The organism is Streptomyces sp. NPDC037271 (genome assembly GCF_055603605.1).
In genome coordinates this window covers 1-17374 of record NZ_JBVJVN010000030.1, presented here as the reverse complement: position 1 = coordinate 17374, position 17374 = coordinate 1, and the positions used below count along the sequence as shown (strand labels likewise).

At 71.7% G+C, this 17374-nt stretch carries 11 protein-coding genes and 1 pseudogene; 5 read left to right on the top strand and 7 right to left on the bottom strand.

The features are described 5' to 3' along the window. The first annotated feature begins 191 nt into the window (after positions 1-191). Positions 192-1061, top strand: a complete 870-nt coding sequence (locus ACZ7G3_RS32285) for an SAM-dependent methyltransferase (protein ID WP_470929931.1) — start codon at positions 192-194, stop codon at positions 1059-1061. A 212-nt stretch (positions 1062-1273) separates the two neighbouring features. Next, positions 1274-1870, top strand: a complete 597-nt coding sequence (locus ACZ7G3_RS32280) for a hypothetical protein (RefSeq protein ID WP_426600178.1) — start codon at positions 1274-1276, stop codon at positions 1868-1870. Positions 1871-1930: 60 nt separating this feature from the next. Here the strand turns inward: ACZ7G3_RS32280 and ftsH are convergent, their stop codons facing one another. The 6 genes from ftsH to nsdA all read right to left on the bottom strand — a co-directional run bounded on the left by ftsH (position 1931) and on the right by nsdA (position 11806). Then, the gene (gene ftsH, locus ACZ7G3_RS32275; protein WP_426600179.1) at positions 1931-3877 is read right to left on the bottom strand and encodes an ATP-dependent zinc metalloprotease FtsH; all 1947 of its coding nucleotides are present in this window, start codon (positions 3875-3877) and stop codon (positions 1931-1933) included. 115 nt (positions 3878-3992) lie between these two features. Next, the gene (ffh, locus tag ACZ7G3_RS32270; RefSeq protein WP_426600180.1) at positions 3993-5543 is read right to left on the bottom strand and encodes a signal recognition particle protein; all 1551 of its coding nucleotides are present in this window, start codon (positions 5541-5543) and stop codon (positions 3993-3995) included. Positions 5544-5700: 157 nt separating this feature from the next. After that, positions 5701-8202 (bottom strand): [protein-PII] uridylyltransferase, encoded by a 2502-nt coding sequence (locus ACZ7G3_RS32265; RefSeq protein WP_470929928.1) that lies wholly within the window; start codon positions 8200-8202, stop codon positions 5701-5703. A 26-nt stretch (positions 8203-8228) separates the two neighbouring features. Further along, positions 8229-8567 carry a P-II family nitrogen regulator gene (locus ACZ7G3_RS32260; RefSeq protein WP_142192909.1) on the bottom strand — a complete coding sequence of 113 codons (339 nt, stop codon included), beginning with the start codon at positions 8565-8567 and terminating at the stop codon, positions 8229-8231. Next, positions 8564-9910: an ammonium transporter gene (locus ACZ7G3_RS32255; protein ID WP_470929926.1), complete on the bottom strand. Its 1347-nt coding sequence runs from the start codon at positions 9908-9910 to the stop codon at positions 8564-8566. Before ACZ7G3_RS32255 ends, ACZ7G3_RS32260 begins: the two co-directional genes overlap by 4 nt. A 402-nt stretch (positions 9911-10312) precedes the next feature. Beyond that, positions 10313-11806, bottom strand: coding sequence for a transcriptional repressor NsdA (nsdA, locus tag ACZ7G3_RS32250; protein ID WP_426600183.1), 1494 nt, complete (start codon positions 11804-11806; stop codon positions 10313-10315). A 443-nt stretch (positions 11807-12249) separates the two neighbouring features. On the opposite strand from nsdA, the gene ACZ7G3_RS32245 reads away from it, so the two are divergent. Next, positions 12250-12921, top strand: coding sequence for a bifunctional DNA primase/polymerase (locus tag ACZ7G3_RS32245; protein WP_470929924.1), 672 nt, complete (start codon positions 12250-12252; stop codon positions 12919-12921). 514 nt (positions 12922-13435) lie between these two features. On the opposite strand, the gene ftsY is transcribed toward ACZ7G3_RS32245, so the two are convergent. Beyond that, complete coding sequence (gene ftsY, locus ACZ7G3_RS32240; protein ID WP_470929922.1) at positions 13436-14650, bottom strand: signal recognition particle-docking protein FtsY; 1215 nt, start codon at positions 14648-14650, stop codon at positions 13436-13438. Positions 14651-14826: 176 nt separating this feature from the next. On the opposite strand from ftsY, the gene ACZ7G3_RS32235 reads away from it, so the two are divergent. After that, positions 14827-16281, top strand: a complete 1455-nt coding sequence (locus tag ACZ7G3_RS32235) for a cytosine permease (protein WP_426600186.1) — start codon at positions 14827-14829, stop codon at positions 16279-16281. A 371-nt stretch (positions 16282-16652) separates the two neighbouring features. After that, a pseudogene (locus tag ACZ7G3_RS32230) lies at positions 16653-17227 on the top strand (IS607 family transposase). The last annotated feature ends 147 nt before the right edge of the window (positions 17228-17374 follow it).

Below are 17374 nucleotides of genomic sequence, written 5' to 3'. Positions count from 1 at the left end.
GCGGCCAGGCCCATGTTGCCGGGAAGTGAAATCTCGCCACTGAGGCCGGGTCCGGGCAAACCGGCCCCCGCTACCACTGGACGCCGCGGCGAGCCCGGAGTTTCCTGGCATACGGGGGAAGTGCGAGCGCACTGCACGGGGGCCACGGAATCGGGCACAGCGGCAACACTCGGCGATTGGGGCGCTTTCCTATGACACCTACGCTCGTGCGGCAGCACTCGTCCCACGCGGGGGCGACGCCTCGTGTGGACCCCGGTGCACGCGCGCGTGACTGGTCCGAGATCCAGGAGCGGATGCTCGTACCGCTCTACGAGGCCGTCTACGAGCGTCTGGACGTGGGCGGCGACACCAGAATGCTGGGGCTGGGCTGTGGTTCCGGGCTGGCCCTGCTGATGGCCGCCGCGCGCGGCGCCGCGGTGACCGGTGTCGACTCCCGGTCCCCGGAACGCCTGGCCCTGGCACGGCAGCGGCTGCTTCCCGAGGTGGCCGGCGCGCGAGACACGCGCGCGCGTGCGCGCGCGGCACGCGTCGTCGACGGCACGCCCCGGGACGCGAAGGACCCGTCGGCCCCGGCGTTCACCCTGGTGACCGCCTTCGAGCCCATCGGATGCCTGGCGGGCGACGCGGAGGGACTGGGTGAGCTGCTCGCCCAGGCGACACCACTCGCCGGGCGCGGCGCGGCCGTGGTGCTGGCCGGGTGGGGCCCGCCGGAGCGGTGCGCCACGACGTCGGTGCTGCGGGTGGCCACCAAACTCGCGGACCCGCTGCGCAACGCGGGCAGCTGGCGCCCCGCCCTGCGTGACGACCTGGAGGAGGTCGCCCAGCGGGCCGGGCTCAGGCCGGACGGCTCCGGTCGGGTGGCGTGCCCCTTCGGATACGCCGACGCGGGCAGCGCGGTGCGGGGGCTGCTGTCGACCGGGCTGTTCGACGCGGCGATCGCGGCGACCGACCAGGAACAGGTCGACAAGGAGCTGTCGGAGGCCCTGCATCCGTACCGGCGGCCGGACGGGACCGTGTGGATGCCGAACGTGTTCCGGTATCTGATCGCCCGGCTTCCCTGACACCCGTTCCGGTCGCATCCGCGCGGCCCCCGAGGAGACGCGGCCTCCTGCGCGGCCTCTGAAGGAACTTCCCCGGCGGGGCGTCTCCTGATACGGGTGTGAACGGCGTGAAGAAGCCGGGCGAGGGATTCCGCCGTGTCCCCCGGTGGATCACGGGCCTAATCTGATCCACCGTTCGGGGGGACAGACACGTCTGCGTACAGGAGCCTGTAGTGCCGCACCACAAGACCGCGCTGCGTCTCGCCGCGCCCGTCGCCGTCCTCGCCCTGGCCCTCACCGCCTGCGGGGGCGGTGACGACACCGACGCCAAGAGTCCGGAGAGCCCCGACGCGTCGGCCTCTCCCTCCCCTACGGCCTCGGGCGGCGACATGGCGACGGACGAGAGCGCGACGGGGAAGGTCACGGAGGACCCCGGCGAGGTCACCTACGACGTCGTGGCGCGAAAGGTCGACGTCGGCACCGAGGCGGAGGCCGCGAAGGCGGTGGCGGACGCGGCGGACGCCAAGGGCAAGGTGCTGGCCGTCGCGCACGTCAGGTACACGCACAGGAGCGGCCCGGCCCTCACCGGGGGCTCCGGCGTGCACGACCGCACCACGGTCTTCGCCGACGGGCAGCGCGGCGGCGTCCTCGTCGGCGCCTCCGACGACGCCCCGGGCTGCGAGGACCCGTACGGCGTGGAGAGCTGGGAACAGGGCGAGAGCCACGTCTTCTGCGCTACGTACCTGGTTCCCGCGGACGCCACGAGCGTGGAGGTGCACTGGGAGGAGGAGGACGGCGTGCCCTACGTCTGGAAGTTCCCGCGGTCCTGACGCCAGGGAACGGGAACGCACGACGAGGGACAAGGGTCAAGGGACACCCGGAGGGCGCCGTCACGCCTCCGCGTCGCCCTTCGCCGGGCGGGTGATCCCGGCGATGCGGTACGCGTCCGCCTCGTCCAGCGTCTCGTTCGCCAGCAGCGCCTCGGCCAGCGCGTCGAGCTGCCCGCGGTGGTCGCGCAGCTTGCGGACGGCCTCCGCGTAGCACTCGTCGACGACCCGTCGCATCTCCCCGTCGATGGCGTCGAGGGTCCCCGGCGCGGCGGCGAGCCCGTAGGCCTGCTGGGCGTCGCCGGGCAGGGCGGAGAGCCGGCCGACCTGTTCACTCATGCCCCAGCGGCCGACCATGCCGCGCGCGATGCGGGTGACCTGTTCGAGGTCGCTCTCCGAACCGGTCGTGATCACGTCGTACACCACCTGCTCGGCCGCCATGCCGCCCAGCGCACCGATGATCCGCCCGCGCAGGTACTCCTCCGTGTACGCGTACTTGTCCGCGTCCGGCGTCGACAGTGTCACCCCGAGTGCCCGTCCGCGCGGGACGATCGTGATCTTGCGAACGGGGTCGGCGCCCGGCTGCAGCATGCCCAGCAGGGCGTGCCCGCTCTCGTGGTAGGCGGTGCGCCGGCGCTCCTCCTCGGGCATCACCAGCGGGCGTTCGGCTCCCAGCTGGACCTTCTCCAGTGCCTCGGAGAGGTTCGCCTGCGTCACCCGGTCCTGCTTGCGTTTGACCGCGAGCAGCGCGGCCTCGTTGGCGAGGTTGGCGAGTTCGGCGCCGGTCATGCCCGGGGTCGTGCGGGCGACCTGGGCGAGGTCGACGTCGGGGGCGAGCGGGATCTCGCGGGTGTGGATCTCCAGGATCGCCTTCCGGCCGCCCCGGTCCGGCGGCGAGACGCTGACCACCCGGTCGAAGCGGCCGGGGCGGGTCAGGGCCGGGTCCAGGATGTCGGCGCGGTTGGTGGCGGCGATGACGATCACGCCCTCGGCGCCCGAGAAGCCGTCCATCTCGGTGAGGATCTGGTTCAGGGTCTGCTCGCGCTCGTCGTGGCCGCCCATGCCGGAGCCGCCGCCGCGGGCCCGGCCGATGGTGTCGATCTCGTCGATGAAGATGATCGACGGCGCCACCTTCCGGGCCTCGGCGAAAAGCTCCCGCACCCGGGAGGCGCCCACGCCCACGATCATCTCGATGAACTCGGACGCGGACGCCGAGAAGAACGGCACACCCGCCTCGCCGGCGACCGCGCGCGCGAGGAGGGTCTTTCCGGTGCCGGGCGGGCCGGACAGGAGGACGCCGCGGGGCATCTTGGCGCCCATGCGGCGGTAGGCGTCGGGGTTCTTCAGGAAGTCCACGACGTCGCTGAGCTCGCCCTCCACCTCGTCGATACCGGCCACGTCGGCGAAGGTGGTGCGCGGCTCGCCGGCCTCCAGCTCGACCGGCTTGGGCGGCGCCTTGCGGCCGAGCATGCCGCCCGCCCCGCCGCCCAGGGCGCCCCTCATGCGCCGTGCGATGACGACCCACAGCACCACCAGGAGCAGCATCGGGGCCAGCGAGATCAGCAGATTGACCAGGAGACTGCGCTGCTGGACGACCGGTTCGGCCGTGACGGTGACGTCGTGCTCGGTCAGCTCGTTCCAGAGCCGGTCGTCCGCGAAGGTCGGCCGCTCGGTCATGAACTTGGTGTAGGTCCCGTCGCCCTCGGGATTGTCCCGGGCCTTCTTCAGCTGGCCCTGGATCGCGTCGCCCTTGGCGTAGATCTTGCTGACGTTGCCCGCCTCGACCTGCTTGCTGAACTCCGTGTAGGAGATGGTCGGCTCGTCGCCCTCGTTGAAGAAGGAGAGCACGAGGTTGGCGACCAGGAAGACGATCAGCGCTGCCAGGACCAGGTTCCACCGGCCGCCACGCATCCTCCTGCCGCCGGACGGCGGCTTGGGGGGCTCGTCGGGCGTGCCCTCGGTGCGCCAGGGCGGCTCGGGGGCCTTGCGCGGCGGGGACGGGTTGGTCATATCCGGACGTTACGACAGGAAAGCCGTCCGGGCATGTGGGTGTACGGCGCTGGGGGCGCCCCTCCGGTGAGGGGCGCCCCCAGCGCCGTACGGAATACGCGGACCGAACGAGCCGTCAGCCCATGAACTTCTTGAACTCGTCCGGCAGCTCGAAGTCCTGGCCGCCCTGCTGCGGCAGCCCGAAGGCACCGCCGTTCTGCGCGGCCGCGGCGCGGCGGGCGGCCTCCTCCTGCTCCTGCTGCTTGCGCTTCATCGGGTTCCCGGAGCGCTGCTTGCCCTTGGCCTTCTTCTGCTGCTTCTTCTGCCGGCCGGGACCGCCACCCATGCCCGGCATCCCCGGCATTCCGGGCATGCCGCCGCCCTGGGCCATGCGGGACATCATCTTGCGGGCCTCGAAGAACCGCTCCACGAGCGACTTGACCGCACTGACGTCGACCCCGGAGCCCTTGGCGATACGGGCGCGGCGCGAGCCGTTGATGATCGTCGGCTCCTGGCGCTCGGCCGGGGTCATCGACTTGATGATGGCGGCCGTGCGGTCGACGTCGCGCTCGTCGAGGTTGTTGATCTGGTCCTTCATCTGGCCCATGCCGGGCAGCATGCCGAGCAGCTTGCTGATGCTGCCCATCTTCCGGACCTGCTCCATCTGGGCCAGGAAGTCGTCCAGGGTGAAGTCCTGGCCCTTCTTGGACGCCAGCTTGGAGGCCATCTTCTCGGCCTCTTCCTGGCTGAACGTCTTCTCCGCCTGCTCGATCAGGGTGAGCAGGTCACCCATGTCGAGGATGCGGGAGGCCATCCGGTCAGGGTGGAAGGCGTCGAAGTCCGTGAGCTTCTCGCCGTTGGACGCGAACATGATCGGCTTGCCGGTCACCGAGGCGATCGACAGGGCCGCACCACCACGGGCGTCACCGTCGAGCTTGGACAGCACCACGCCGTCGAAGCCGACACCGTCGCGGAACGCCTCGGCGGTGTTGACCGCGTCCTGCCCGATCATGGCGTCGACGACGAAAAGAATCTCATCGGGGTGAACCGCGTCGCGGATGTCCGCGGCCTGCTGCATCAGCTCCTGGTCGATACCCAGGCGGCCGGCCGTGTCGACGATGACCAGGTCGTGGACCTTGGTCTTGGCGAACTCGATGGAGTCCTTGGCGACCTTGACCGGGTCACCGACGCCGTTGCCCGGCTCGGGGGCGTAGACCGCGACACCGGCGCGCTCGGCGACGACGCTGAGCTGGTTGACGGCGTTGGGGCGCTGGAGGTCACAGGCCACGAGCAGCGGCGAGTGGCCCTGCTCCTTGAGCCAGTGGCCGAGCTTGCCCGCGAGGGTGGTCTTACCGGCGCCCTGCAGACCGGCCAGCATGATCACGGTCGGCGGCTGCTTGGCGAAGCGCAGGCGGCGGGTCTCGCCGCCGAGGATGCCGACCAGTTCCTCGTTGACGATCTTGAGGACCTGCTGGGCGGGGTTGAGGGCCTTGGAGACCTCGGCGCCCAGAGAGCGCTCCTTGACCTTCTTGATGAAGGCACGCACGACGGGCAGGGCCACGTCGGCCTCGAGGAGCGCGATGCGGATCTCGCGGGCCGTGGCGTCGATGTCCGCCTCGGACAGCCGTCCTTTACCCCGGAGGGATTTGAAGGTGGCTGACAGGCGGTCGGAGAGAGTATCGAACACGGCGGCGTAGGTCCTCGCGTCGGCGTTGGTGTGGGTCGCCCTCCAGGGTATCCGGCCCGGCAAGCAAATCGTCCCTGCCCGCTGCGGAGAGCGGACAGGACTGGCTCCCCGCGTGTGCGGGGAGCACATCCGGTCGAGGCACGACGCGACCATGTGGTCACGCCTCCAGCGACTCCTCCAGCTCCCGGGCCACGGACGCCGCCTCCTCCCCCGGCAACGGCGCGCCCCCGCCCCGCGTCACATAGAACGCGTCCACCGCGTTCGCCCCCAAGGTCGACACATGCGCGCTCCGCACCCGTACCCCCGCCCCCTCCAGCGCCCGCCCGATGCGGAAGAGCAGCCCGGGGGCGTCCTGGGCGCGGACCTCGATCACCGTGGCCAGCCGGGACGCGGCCGGCGCGACCGTCACGCGGGGCGGCGGCGGCTCCACGCCCCTGCGCCGTGGGTAGGCGGCGTCCCGCTCGGCGAGCCGGCTGGCGATGTCCAGGGTGCCGTCCAGCGCCCTGACCAGGTCGGCGCGGAGCCGGGTGGCCTGGGGCAGGGAGCCGTACTCGGCGGCGACCCGCCAGTCCAGCAGCAGCACGGAGCCGTCCACGCCGTCCGGCAGAGGAAGGGACCGCAGCTCCGCGGTGCGGACGGTCAGCCGGTGCATGGCCAGGACCCCGGCGACCGCGGGGAGCACGCCCGGCTGGTCGGGTACGGCGATCAGCAGCTCCACACCGAGCGGCTCCGGGTCGGCGCTCGGCTCCGGACCGGCCGGCGGCTCGGTCTGGGCGCGCAGGGCGAGCACCGGCCCGCCCGTGCGGAGGGCCTCGACGGCGAGCCGTTCCTGCTCGGCGGTGGGCGCGTCGGCCTCGGGCTCCGCGGGCGGATGCCCGGCCAGGACCGCCGAGACGCGTTTGACCAGGTCCGCGACGAGGGAGCCGCGCCAGGACGACCAGGCTGCCGGTCCGGTGGCCAGCGCGTCGGCCTCGGTCAGGGCGTGCAGCAGCTCCAGGGTGCCCTCGGTGCCGACCGCCTCGGCGACCGCCCGCACGGTGGCCGGGTCGTCGAGGTCGCGCCGGGTGGCCGTCTCGACGAGCAGCAGGTGGTGGCGTACAAGGGTGGCGAGGACGGCCGCGTCCGCGCGGTCGAAGCCGATCCGGGCGGCCACGTCCCGGGTGATGGTCTCCCCGGCCACGGAGTGGTCACCGGGCCAGCCCTTGCCGATGTCGTGCAGCAGCGCGGCGACCAGGAGCAGGTCGGGCCGGTGGACCCGGCGGGCGAACCTGGCGGCGTGGACCGCGGTCTCGATCAGGTGCCGGTCGACGGTCCACACGTGCACGGCGTTGCGCTGCGGGCGGCAGCGCACCCGCTCCCAGTCGGGCAGCAGCCGGGTGATCAGCCCCTCGGCCTCCAGCGCCTCCCAGACCTGTACCGTGGGCCGGCCCGAACCCAGCAGCGTCACCAGCTGCTCCCGCGCTTCGGCGGGCCAGGGCGTGGGCAGCGGGCGCACGGTGGCCGCCAGACGCCGTACGGCGTGCAGGGAGAGCGGAAGCCCGGCCTGCGCGGCGGCGGCCGCGGCCCGCAGCGGGAGCACGGGGTCGCGCTCGGGGCGCGCGGTGCGGGCGAGCACCACCTCGCCGTCCTGCTCGACGACGCCCTCGGCGAGCGGGGAGCGCTCGGCGACCGGTCTGCCGCCGCCCAGCGCCCTCCCGTCGCCCGCCACCGCCCTTCTGAGGAAGTCGCTCCGCTCCCTTGCCATTCTGCGCAGTCTCGGCCGCACGGAGCGCGAGCGCAGTACGCGCCCCACCTCGCGCCAGGTGACGTCCCCGGCGTACGAGATGACGCGCGCCGCCTCGTACACCTGCCGCAGCAGCGTGTCGGCGTCCAGCAGGCCGAGCTCCGCCGCCACCTGGTCCTGCTCCTGCAACGCCAGCCGGTCGGTCGCCCGGCCCGTCGCCAGGTGGAGCGCGTCCCGTACGTCGAGCAGTCGGCGCCGGGCGTCGGCGAGGCCCTCGCGCGGGGCGTCGGCCAGCCAGGAGGCGGCGACGGCGCGCAGGGCGGTGGCGTCGCGCAGGCCGCCCCTGGCCTCCTTGAGGTCGGGTTCGAGCAGGAACTGCAGCTCGCCCTGGCGTTCGGCGCGCTCGGCGCAGAGTTCCTGGAGCTCGGGGAGGCGTCTGGGTGCCTGGTTGCGCCAGTCGGCGAGGACGGTGGTGCGCAGTGAGGTGGTCAGTCCCAGGTCGCCGGCGAGGTGGCGGGCGTCCAGGAGGCCGAGCTGGACCTTGAGGTCCAGCTCGGCCGTCTTCCTGGCTTCGGCCGGTGTGCGTACGGAGTGGTCGAGGGCGAGGCCGAGGTCCCAGACGGGGTACCAGAGGCGGTCGGCGAGTGCGGCGACCGCCTTGTCGTCGCCGCCGTCGTGCAGCAGGAGCAGGTCCAGGTCGCTGCGCGGGGACAGCTCGCCGCGGCCGTAGCCGCCGACGGCGATCAGGCAGACGCCCCTGGGCGGGCCGCCCGCCGCGCCGAAGAGGCCCGACAGCCAGCCGTCCGTCAGTTCGGCGAGGGCCGTACGGCGCGGCGGCCCGGACCGCGTCCCCTCGGTGAGGAGGCGCAGCCGGGCCGCCGCGTAGCCGCTGGGTCCCGAGTCCTCTGCTTCTTCCGTCACGTCCGTGCTCGTCACCCGGCGACTCCTGTTCGTCCGTCGTGTCAGAGCGCGTCGGGGCCGCGCTCGCCGGTCCGGACCCGTACCGCAGTGTCGACCGGGACCGACCAGACCTTGCCGTCGCCGATCTTGCCGGTGCGGGCCGCCTTGACCACGACGTCGATCAGCTGCTCGGCGTCGTCGTCCTCGACCAGCACCTCGATGCGGATCTTGGGTACCAGGTCGACGGTGTACTCGGCGCCCCGGTAGACCTCGGTGTGGCCGCGCTGGCGGCCGTAGCCGCTGGCCTCGGTGACGGTCAGGCCGTGGACCCCGAAGGCCTGCAGGGCCTCCTTGATCTCGTCGAGCCGGTGCGGCTTGACGACGGCGGTGATGAGCTTCATGCGTCCACCTTCTTGCTCTGGGCCGACGCGGCCGCGGAGGCGGCCGGCGGGGCGGTCGTCCGGGCGGCACCGCCGCCGGCGCCGCTGAAGTCGTATGCGGTCTCGGCGTGCTCGGCCTGGTCGATGCCGGCCACCTCGTCGTCCTCCGGCACCCGCATGCCGATCGTCCTGTGCAGGACGAGGGCGAGGAGGGCGGAGACGACCAGGGAGTAGGCGAACACGCCGAAGACACCGGCGCACTGCTTCCAGAACTGGTCCAGGCCGCCTCCGTAGAAGAGGCCCTCGACCTCGGACTGGCCCTTGCCGGTGGCGAAGAGGCCGACGAGGAGGGAGCCGAGGATGCCGCCGACGAGGTGGACGCCGACGACGTCGAGGGAGTCGTCGTAGCCGAACTTGTACTTCAGTCCGACCGCCATGGCACACAGCACACCGGCGATCAGGCCGACGGCGATGGCGCCGAGCGGGGAGACCGCGCCGCCCGCCGGGGTGATGGCGACCAGGCCGGAGACGGCGCCGGAGGCGGCGCCCAGGGTGGTGAAGGCGCCGTGCCGGATCTTCTCGTAGGCGAGCCAGCCGAGGACGGCCGCGCCGGTGGCGACCTGAGTGTTGACGAACATCAGCGCGCCGACGCCGTCGTCGTTGCCGAGCCAGGAGCCGGCGTTGAAGCCGAACCAGCCGAACCAGAGCAGGCCGGCGCCGAGCATGACCAGGGGCAGGCTGTGCGGGCGCATCGGGTCCTTCTTGAAGCCGACCCGCTTGCCGATGACGAGGATCACGCCGAGCGCGGCGGCGCCGGCGTTGATGTGCACGGCCGTACCGCCGGCGAAGTCGATCACGCCGAGTTCGAAGGCCCAGCCGCCGGCGCCCCACACCCAGTGGGCGACCGGGAAGTAGACGATCGTGGCCCACAGGGCGATGAACAGCGCCCAGGCCGTGAACTTCACGCGGTCGGCGAGGGCGCCGCTGATCAGGGCGGGCGTGAGGACGGCAAACATCAGCTGGAAGACCAGGAAGACGAAGACGGGGATGGTGTAGCCGTCCCAGAGCTCGGTCAGGCCGATGTTGCTGAGGCCGACCCAGTCGGAGTTCCAGCCGACGAGGCTGCCGGTGTCGGTGCCGAACGCCATGGAGAAGCCGTACAGCACCCACAGGACGGTGACGATGCCGAGGCTGATGAAGCTCATCATCAGCATGTTCAGGGTGCTCTTGACGCGGACCATGCCTCCGTAGAAGAAGGCCAGGGCCGGGGTCATGAGCATCACCAGGGCGGAGCAGATGAGCATGAAGCCCGTGTTGGCGGCAGAGAGCTCCGTCTCTGCGGCGAGCGTGATGGCTGGAGCCATCGGCGTCTCCTCGTCGTTGGTACGGCCCCGTGCGGGCGAAGCCTGAGCGGGCGGCGGGCTGTGAGGGGTGGGCCGGTTATGCGCCATGAGATTGGCGCAGCGCGGTTTCGGTGGGCGCCCCTCGCTGTTTCGCCGCCGTGACGAAGGCGCTGTGCGTGTTACGCGTGAGTGAACGGCCGGCTCGCGGACCGGGGTCACGGATACCGTGACGCGCCCTTACCGACGACGGCCCCAACCATCAATTGAGCAACCCCCACGGCGAGCAACCACCTCCGCGAGAGCGGCGCCGGCTCAGGCGCACAAAGGGGCCCGGCCGCGGCGGGCCTCCGAGTGACCTGGCATGGGGGAGCCGAGTCGGGCAGGTTCGGGAGGGCCGGCCGCGGCCGGGGCTGGTGGGGGAGGTCAGACCGCTTCGGCGGTCTCGGGCAGCTCGACGGCGAGCCGTTCGGTGAGGTCGACGACCTCGCCGAGGTCGCCGAAATCGCGTACAGCCGTGTCGACGGTCTTGCGGATGCGGGTGTTGACGCGTTCGGAGCGGACCTTCTTGGCGATTCTCATCGCTTCGACGGCCAGGACGGTGCTCTCCTCGGGCTCGCGGCGCAGCAGGTGCACGGTGGCCATGCCGATCAGGTTCAGCGCGTACGAGCGCTGGTGCTCGTCGTCCTTGGCGAACAGCTCCACCGCGCGGCGCATCAGCGGCTCGGCCAGGGACGCGTAGGCGGGGCTGCGGCCGGCGACGTAGGCGAGATCGCGGAAGGAGTGGCTGTTCTCCCCGTGCAGCTCGGCCTCGGAGAAGAAGCGGATCCAGTCTGGGTCCGGCTCGTCCCACTCGTCGGCCTCGGTGTAGGTGTCCTCGGCCATGCGCACGGCCCGTTTGCAGCGGCCGGGCTGTCCCATGTTGGCGTAGGCGCGGGCCTCCATCGCGTACAGCATCGACTGGGTGCGGGGGCTGGCGCAGTCCCGGCTGCCGTACTGCGCGAGGTGGATCAGTTCCAGGGCGTCGTCGGGCCGGCCGAGGTGGATCATCTGCCGGCTCATGCTGGAGAGGATGTACGAGCCGAGCGGCCGGTCACCGGCCTCCTTGGCGGCGTGCAGGGCGAGGACGAAGTACTTCTGCGCGGTGGGCTGCAGCCCCACGTCGTACGACATCCAGCCGGCCAGCTCGGCGAGTTCGGCGGCGACCTTGAACAGTCTGGACCGGGTGGCGTCCGTCTGGGGTTCCTGCAGGAGATCGGTCACCTCGTGCAGCTGGCCGACCACGGCCTTGCGGCGCAGGCCGCCACCGCACTGGGCGTCCCAGCGGCGGAACATCACGGCGGTGGACTCCAGCAGGTCCAGCTCCGGCCTGGACAGGCGGCCACGCGCGCGCGTGGCAGGCGCGGGCTCGTGTCCGGACGCGGTGGCCGGCGGCGCGGGGACGAGCCAGCGCTGCATGGGCTCGATGAGGGACGGGCCCGCGGAGAGGGCGAGCGAGCTGCCGAGGAAGCCGCGCCGGGCGAGCATCAGGTCGCTGCGCGAGAACTCGCTGAGCAGGGCCACGGTCTGCGGGCCCGTCCAGGGCAGGTCGACGCCGGTCGCGGAGGGCGTCGGGCGGGTGGAGCGCAGGCCCAGGTCCTCGACGGAGACGACGACGCCGAAGCGCTCGGAGAACAGCTCGGACAGGATCCGCGGGATCGGCTCACGCGGATTCTCGCCGTCGAGCCATCGGCGCACGCGTGAGGTGTCCGTGGAGATGTGACCGGCGCCCAACTGGCGTGCCCGGCGGTTGACCTGGCGGGCCAGTTCGCCCTTGGACCAGCCGCTGCGGGCGAACCAGGAGGTGAGCAGCTCGTTGGGGCGCTTGTCAGCAGGCGACGCGCTTGCCGCGCTCGTACCGCTTCCGCCGTTGCCGCTCACTGGAACGCCCCCATCTCTGAGACCACCTGTCGCTGAGTGCGCCAAGCCCTATCAGAATGCCGGTGGTTACGGTCGTCCGTCCGGCGGATGCCACCCTCCGAACGGAAAGCCGCATTGCCTCCGGCATACCCACAAGGGCATGTGCCCCAAGGCTCCATGCACACAAAGTAATCCGGTGATCACGGTCCAGCCATGGCGATTGCGGAATCGCCACCATTCGCCACCCCTTCGGATGAACTCCCAGTGGTCTGCGCACGATTCACTTGACACAGGCCAACCGGGAGTCGGTGCAACGGTGCACGCCGGGGCGCGCATGGTCGGGCACACCACCCGGAGTGCTTCCGAACGCTGCGTGAACCGCGCCGGACTGGGGAGTTGGAAGCAGAGAGTCACGTTTCACGTCCGCTGCGTAACCGCCGTTGCGTCGACCCGTTGGAGGGGGCATGGGCTTCACGATCGGCATCGGCGGCAGTCGGGGCATGCGGGACATCCGGTCCGGCGCACGTCGCCGAGGCCGCGCGTCGGAGTGCACCGTCGTGGCCGAGTTCACCGGACTGTGGGGCTGGTCCGTGGTGCCGGGTGCCCGGGCCGCCGCGGGCGTCTGCTCGTGCGGTCGGCGCGACTGCCCGGAGCCCGGCGCGCATCCGCTGGGCTTCGCGCCGGAGGTGCCCGCCGGTGCGACGCTGGGCGAGGCCGGCGAGGCCTGGGGCCAGTTCCCCGGGGCCGCGGTGATGCTGCCGGTCGGACGGTTCTTCGACGTCATCGAGGTGGCCGAGCCGGCCGGGCTGCGGGCACTGGCCAGACTGGAGCGCATGGGCCTGCCGCTCGGCCCGGTCACGGTGACCCCGCAGGGCCGCTCCCACTTCTTCGTCGCTCCCGGCGCCGCCGCCGAACTGCCCCGGCTGCTCTACCGCATGGGCTGGGACGACCCTTCCGCCCTGGACCTGCGAGGCCTCGGCCCCGGTACGTACATCACGGCCCCGCCCTCCGACCGCGGCGGCCGGGGACCGGTGCGCTGGCTGCGTCCGCCGGCCCTCGACTCGGCGACCAGGCCGCCGGCGGCACGGCTGCTGCTGGGAACACTGGCGTACGTGGCCCATCGGTCGCGGGCGTAGGCCTCCGGCCGCGGTCGCGGGCACCGCCGGCATCGGCACCGCCGGCATCGGCGCCACCGGCATCCTCGGCATCGCCGTCATCGGCACCACCGGCATCGCCGTCATCGGCACCACCGGCATCGCCCGTCATCGGCACCACCGGCACCACCATCCGCACGTCGAAGGGCGGGCCGCCCGGCAGCAAACGGGCGGGCGCTTCCCGCGCGCGTGCGCGGCACGCTCTGACGGCGGCACGCTCTGACGGTGAGGTGCTCTGACGGTGAGGTGCTCTGGCTGGGGGCGGGGCGCACCGCGGCCCGGCAGGCGGCACGATCCGCCGCCGAACGCTCCGCCCTCGAAACACCCGGTGCCGGGTGCACCCGCGGGACACGGGTTCCGCAGGCGTCGTGCCCGTCCGGGCCGGGCCCGGCCCGGACGGCGTCAAGGGCGCGCGGCCTCCTCGGACACGCTCCAGGAGGCCGCCCGAGCCAGGAATCCCATCCCTCCCTCCAGGGAGGCTTCAGGGAGGGAGGAGTCAGTCGCCGATGAGGGCATCCACGAACGCCCCGGGCTCGAACGGCGCCAGGTCGTCCGCGCCCTCGCCGAGCCCGATCAGCTTGACCGGCACGCCCAGCTCACGCTGCACGGCGACCACGATGCCGCCCTTGGCCGTGCCGTCCAGCTTGGTGAGCACGATGCCGCTGATGTCGACGACCTCGGCGAAGACCCGCGCCTGGATCAGGCCGTTCTGGCCGGTGGTGGCATCGAGGACGAGCAACACCTCGTCCAGCGGCGCGTGCTTCTCCACGACGCGCTTGACCTTGCCGAGCTCGTCCATGAGACCGGTCTTGGTGTGCAGGCGGCCGGCGGTGTCGATGAGCACGACGTCCGAGCCCATCTCCTTGCCCTCCTTGACCGCGTCGAAGGCGACGGAGGCGGGGTCGCCGCCCTCCGGGCCGCGCACGGTGTGCGCGCCGACCCGTTCGCCCCAGGTCTGCAGCTGGTCGGCGGCGGCGGCACGGAAGGTGTCGGCGGCGCCGAGGACGACGCTGCGGCCGTCGGCGACCAGCACGCGGGCGAGCTTGCCCGTGGTGGTGGTCTTGCCGGTGCCGTTGACCCCGACGACCATGACGATGCCGGGCTTGCCCGACGCGGGCTCGGTCTTGACCTCGCGGTCCATCTCGGGCCCGAGGAGGGTGATCAGCTCTTCGCGCAGGAGGCCGCGCAGTTCCTCGGGCGTGCGGGTGCCGAGCACCTTCACACGCTCACGCAACCGCTCGACCAGCTCCTGGGTGGGCTGCACGCCGACGTCGGCGGTGAGCAGCGTGTCCTCGATCTCCTCCCAGGTGTCCTCGTCGAGATGCTCCCGGGAGAGCAGGGTGAGCAGGCCCTTGCCGAGGGCGTTCTGCGAGCGGGAGAGGCGGGCACGGAGCCGGACCAGACGGCCGGCGGTGGGCTCGGGAACCTCGATCTGCGGGATCTCGAGCTCTTCGACGACGGGCGGCTCCTCGACGGTGGCGGGAGCGGTGCCGCCGTCCGGGAGGTCGACCTCCTCTATCGTCCGGCGCGTTTCGTCGCGCGGCGTCTCGGCCTCTTCGCCGACGTGGGGTTCGGCCGGAGGGGCGGTGATGTCGGGCGCGGCGGGGGGCGGCGGAGGCAGCTGCTTCTTGCGGCGGCTGCCCACGATCAGCCCGCCGAGCGCGCCGATCACGACGACGGCGATGACTACAGCAAGGATGACGATTTCCATAACCCGTCCAGTATCAGTCATGGGTCCCCGGAGACCGCCCCTTGTGACTTCCTCCAAAGGACAAAGGCCACTGGAAGGAAGGAGTCGGATCAAAGTACGATGGAGGAGGCCACGTCAACGCGCGTAGAGTCCCGACCGCCCCCTCTTCTCCCACGATCGAGGCACGGACCCCCCACATGAGCAAGACCGCCGAGACCGAAGGCGCCCTGGAAACCCGTGGCATCGAGCAGGTGCCCGATCACGAGCGCACCGCCCGGACCCGTGAGCTTTTCCCGACCTGGGTCGGCGCCAACATCAGCGTGCTGCTGCTCACGATGGGCGCGAGCCTGGTCGTGGCGTACCGGCTCAACTTCTGGCAGGCCCTCGTCGTCGCGGGCGCCGCACCGGTCGTGTCGTACGGACTCGTCGGACTGATCGGCATCGCGGGCAAGCGCGGGGGCGCTCCCGGCATGGCGCTGTCCCGGGCCGTCTTCGGGCAGCGGGGCAATCTGCTCCCGGGTTCGCTGATCTGGATCGCCCGCTGGGGATGGGAGACGATCAACGCGGTGACCGGCGCCTACGCGCTGCTCACCGTGCTGGACATCGTGTTCGGCATCCGTGCCAACGGCGTGCTCGACATGGTGACGCTACTCGCCTTCGTCGTGGCCACGTTCGCGATCTCCGGGCTGGGCATCAACGCCGTGCAGAAGTGCAACAAGTACGCGGCGTACCTCTTCGGCGCCTTCTCGGTGCTGGTCCTCGCCTACCTGGTCGTCGACACCGACTGGTCCGCGGTCTTCGACCGGTCCGCCGGTTCGGTCGCCGCGATGATCACCGGCGTCGGCCTGATCGCGGCCGGCGGCGTCAGCTGGATCCCGTCCGCCCCGGACTTCACCCGGTACCTGCCGCGCACGGCCTCCTCGAAGGGGATCGTGGGCGTGACCATCGGCGGCGCCGGCATCGTCGTACTGCCCATGGTCCTGATGGGCATGGTCATGGCCGTCTCCACACCCGACCTGGCCTCGGCCGCCGACCCGGTCTCCTTCCTCGGCGAGATCCTGCCGACCTGGATCGCGGTGCCCTACCTGCTCATCGCGCTGATCGGCATGCTGCTGATCAACTCGATGTCGATGTACTCGGCCGGCTTCACCGCGCAGACGCTGGGCATCAAGGTCCCCCGGCACTGGGCGGTCTCGGTCAACGCCGTGATCTCGCTGGTCTTCGGCGGGGTGCTGATGCTGGTGGCGACCAGCTTCATGGGCTCCTTCATCGCCTTCCTGTCGCTGCTCGCGGTCGCCTTCTCCGCCTGGGTCGGCGTCTTCGGCGTGGACATGCTGCGCCGCAGGGAGTACGACGGCGAGGCCCTCGCCGACACCGGCCGCACCAGCGCCTACTGGTACCGCGGAGGCTTCTCCCCCGCCGCCGTCGCCGCCTGGGCGGTGGGGCTGGTCGCGGGCCTGATGTTCACGACGTCCGACTGGTTCACCGGTCCCCTCGCCGCGAACAACGTCATCGGCGAGTACGGCCTCGGCTGGGTGGCCACGGTGCTGATCTCCGGCTTGCTGTACGCGGTGCTGCCGAAGCCCGCCGTGGTCGTCCCCGCGTCGGCTGCCTCGGACCGGACCGAGCGGCCCGAGGCAGCGACCGTCTGACGTACACGGCCGACGCCCCCTTCTCCACCCGGCGCCGAGGACTACTTCTCGAGCGGCACCGGGTGGGGCGAGGGGCGTCGTGCTCCCTACCCCCGCTGCCCGTGGCCCCGCCGCCCGTGGCCCCGCCGCCCTCGACGGCGCTAACCCGTTACCCGCCCCGTCGTCCCGGGGTGGTTACCCGCGTCCATGAGCCTGCTGGTGAAAGTCTTCGTCCGGGAACCGGACGGTTCCAGGCGTTTCCCTGACGAGGACGCCTACAACTCCGGCGGCTTCGAGTCCTGGCGCACCACGGTGTGGGGGTCTTCACCTGCTGGGCGTCGAAGTCGAGTAGGTGAGCGTGACCATGTATGAGTGAGTGTCGTTGTCAGAGTGTGAATCTGACGGAATGGGCGAAGGCGCAGGGCGTGCATCCGCAGACCGCGTATCGCTGGTTCCGTGAGGGGGTGTTGCCGGTACCGGCTCAGCGGTCGGGTCACGCACGATCCTGGTGAACATCGACACGAACGCCATGCCCGGGACCGTCGGCGGGTTGGGTCTGTATGCCCGCGTGTCCTCGCACGATCAGAAGGCCGATCTTGAGCGCCAGGTCGCCCGGTTGTCGGCGTGGGCGGTGAAGGCCGGTCACCGAGTTGTTCGTGTTGAGGCGGAGATCGCTTCCGGGATGAACGGCTGCCGTTCCAAAGCCCGGCGTCTGCTGGCCGACCCGCACGTGACCTGCGTGGTGGTGGAGCACAAGGACCGGCTGGGCCGGATGAACGTCGAGCTTGTCGAGGCCGCCTTGTCCGCGACGGGCCGTCGCCTGCTGGTGCTGGACGATGGTGAGGTCGAAGACGACCTGGTGCGGGAGATGGTGGAGGTACTGACGTCGTTCTGCGCCCGCCTGTACGGGCGCAGGTCGGCGAAGAACCGCGCCCGCAAGGCACTGGAAGCCGCCGAGCATGGCTGACCTCCGCCCGATCGCCGCGCCGTTCGTCGTTCTCGGCCCGTCCGGTGTGGCGGTACGCACCCGGCTCAAAGACCTCACGCCCGAGGACGAGAAGGTTCTGCGCTCGGTGGGTGCGCACCTGGGCTCGCTCGCCTCGAAGGACCTCAA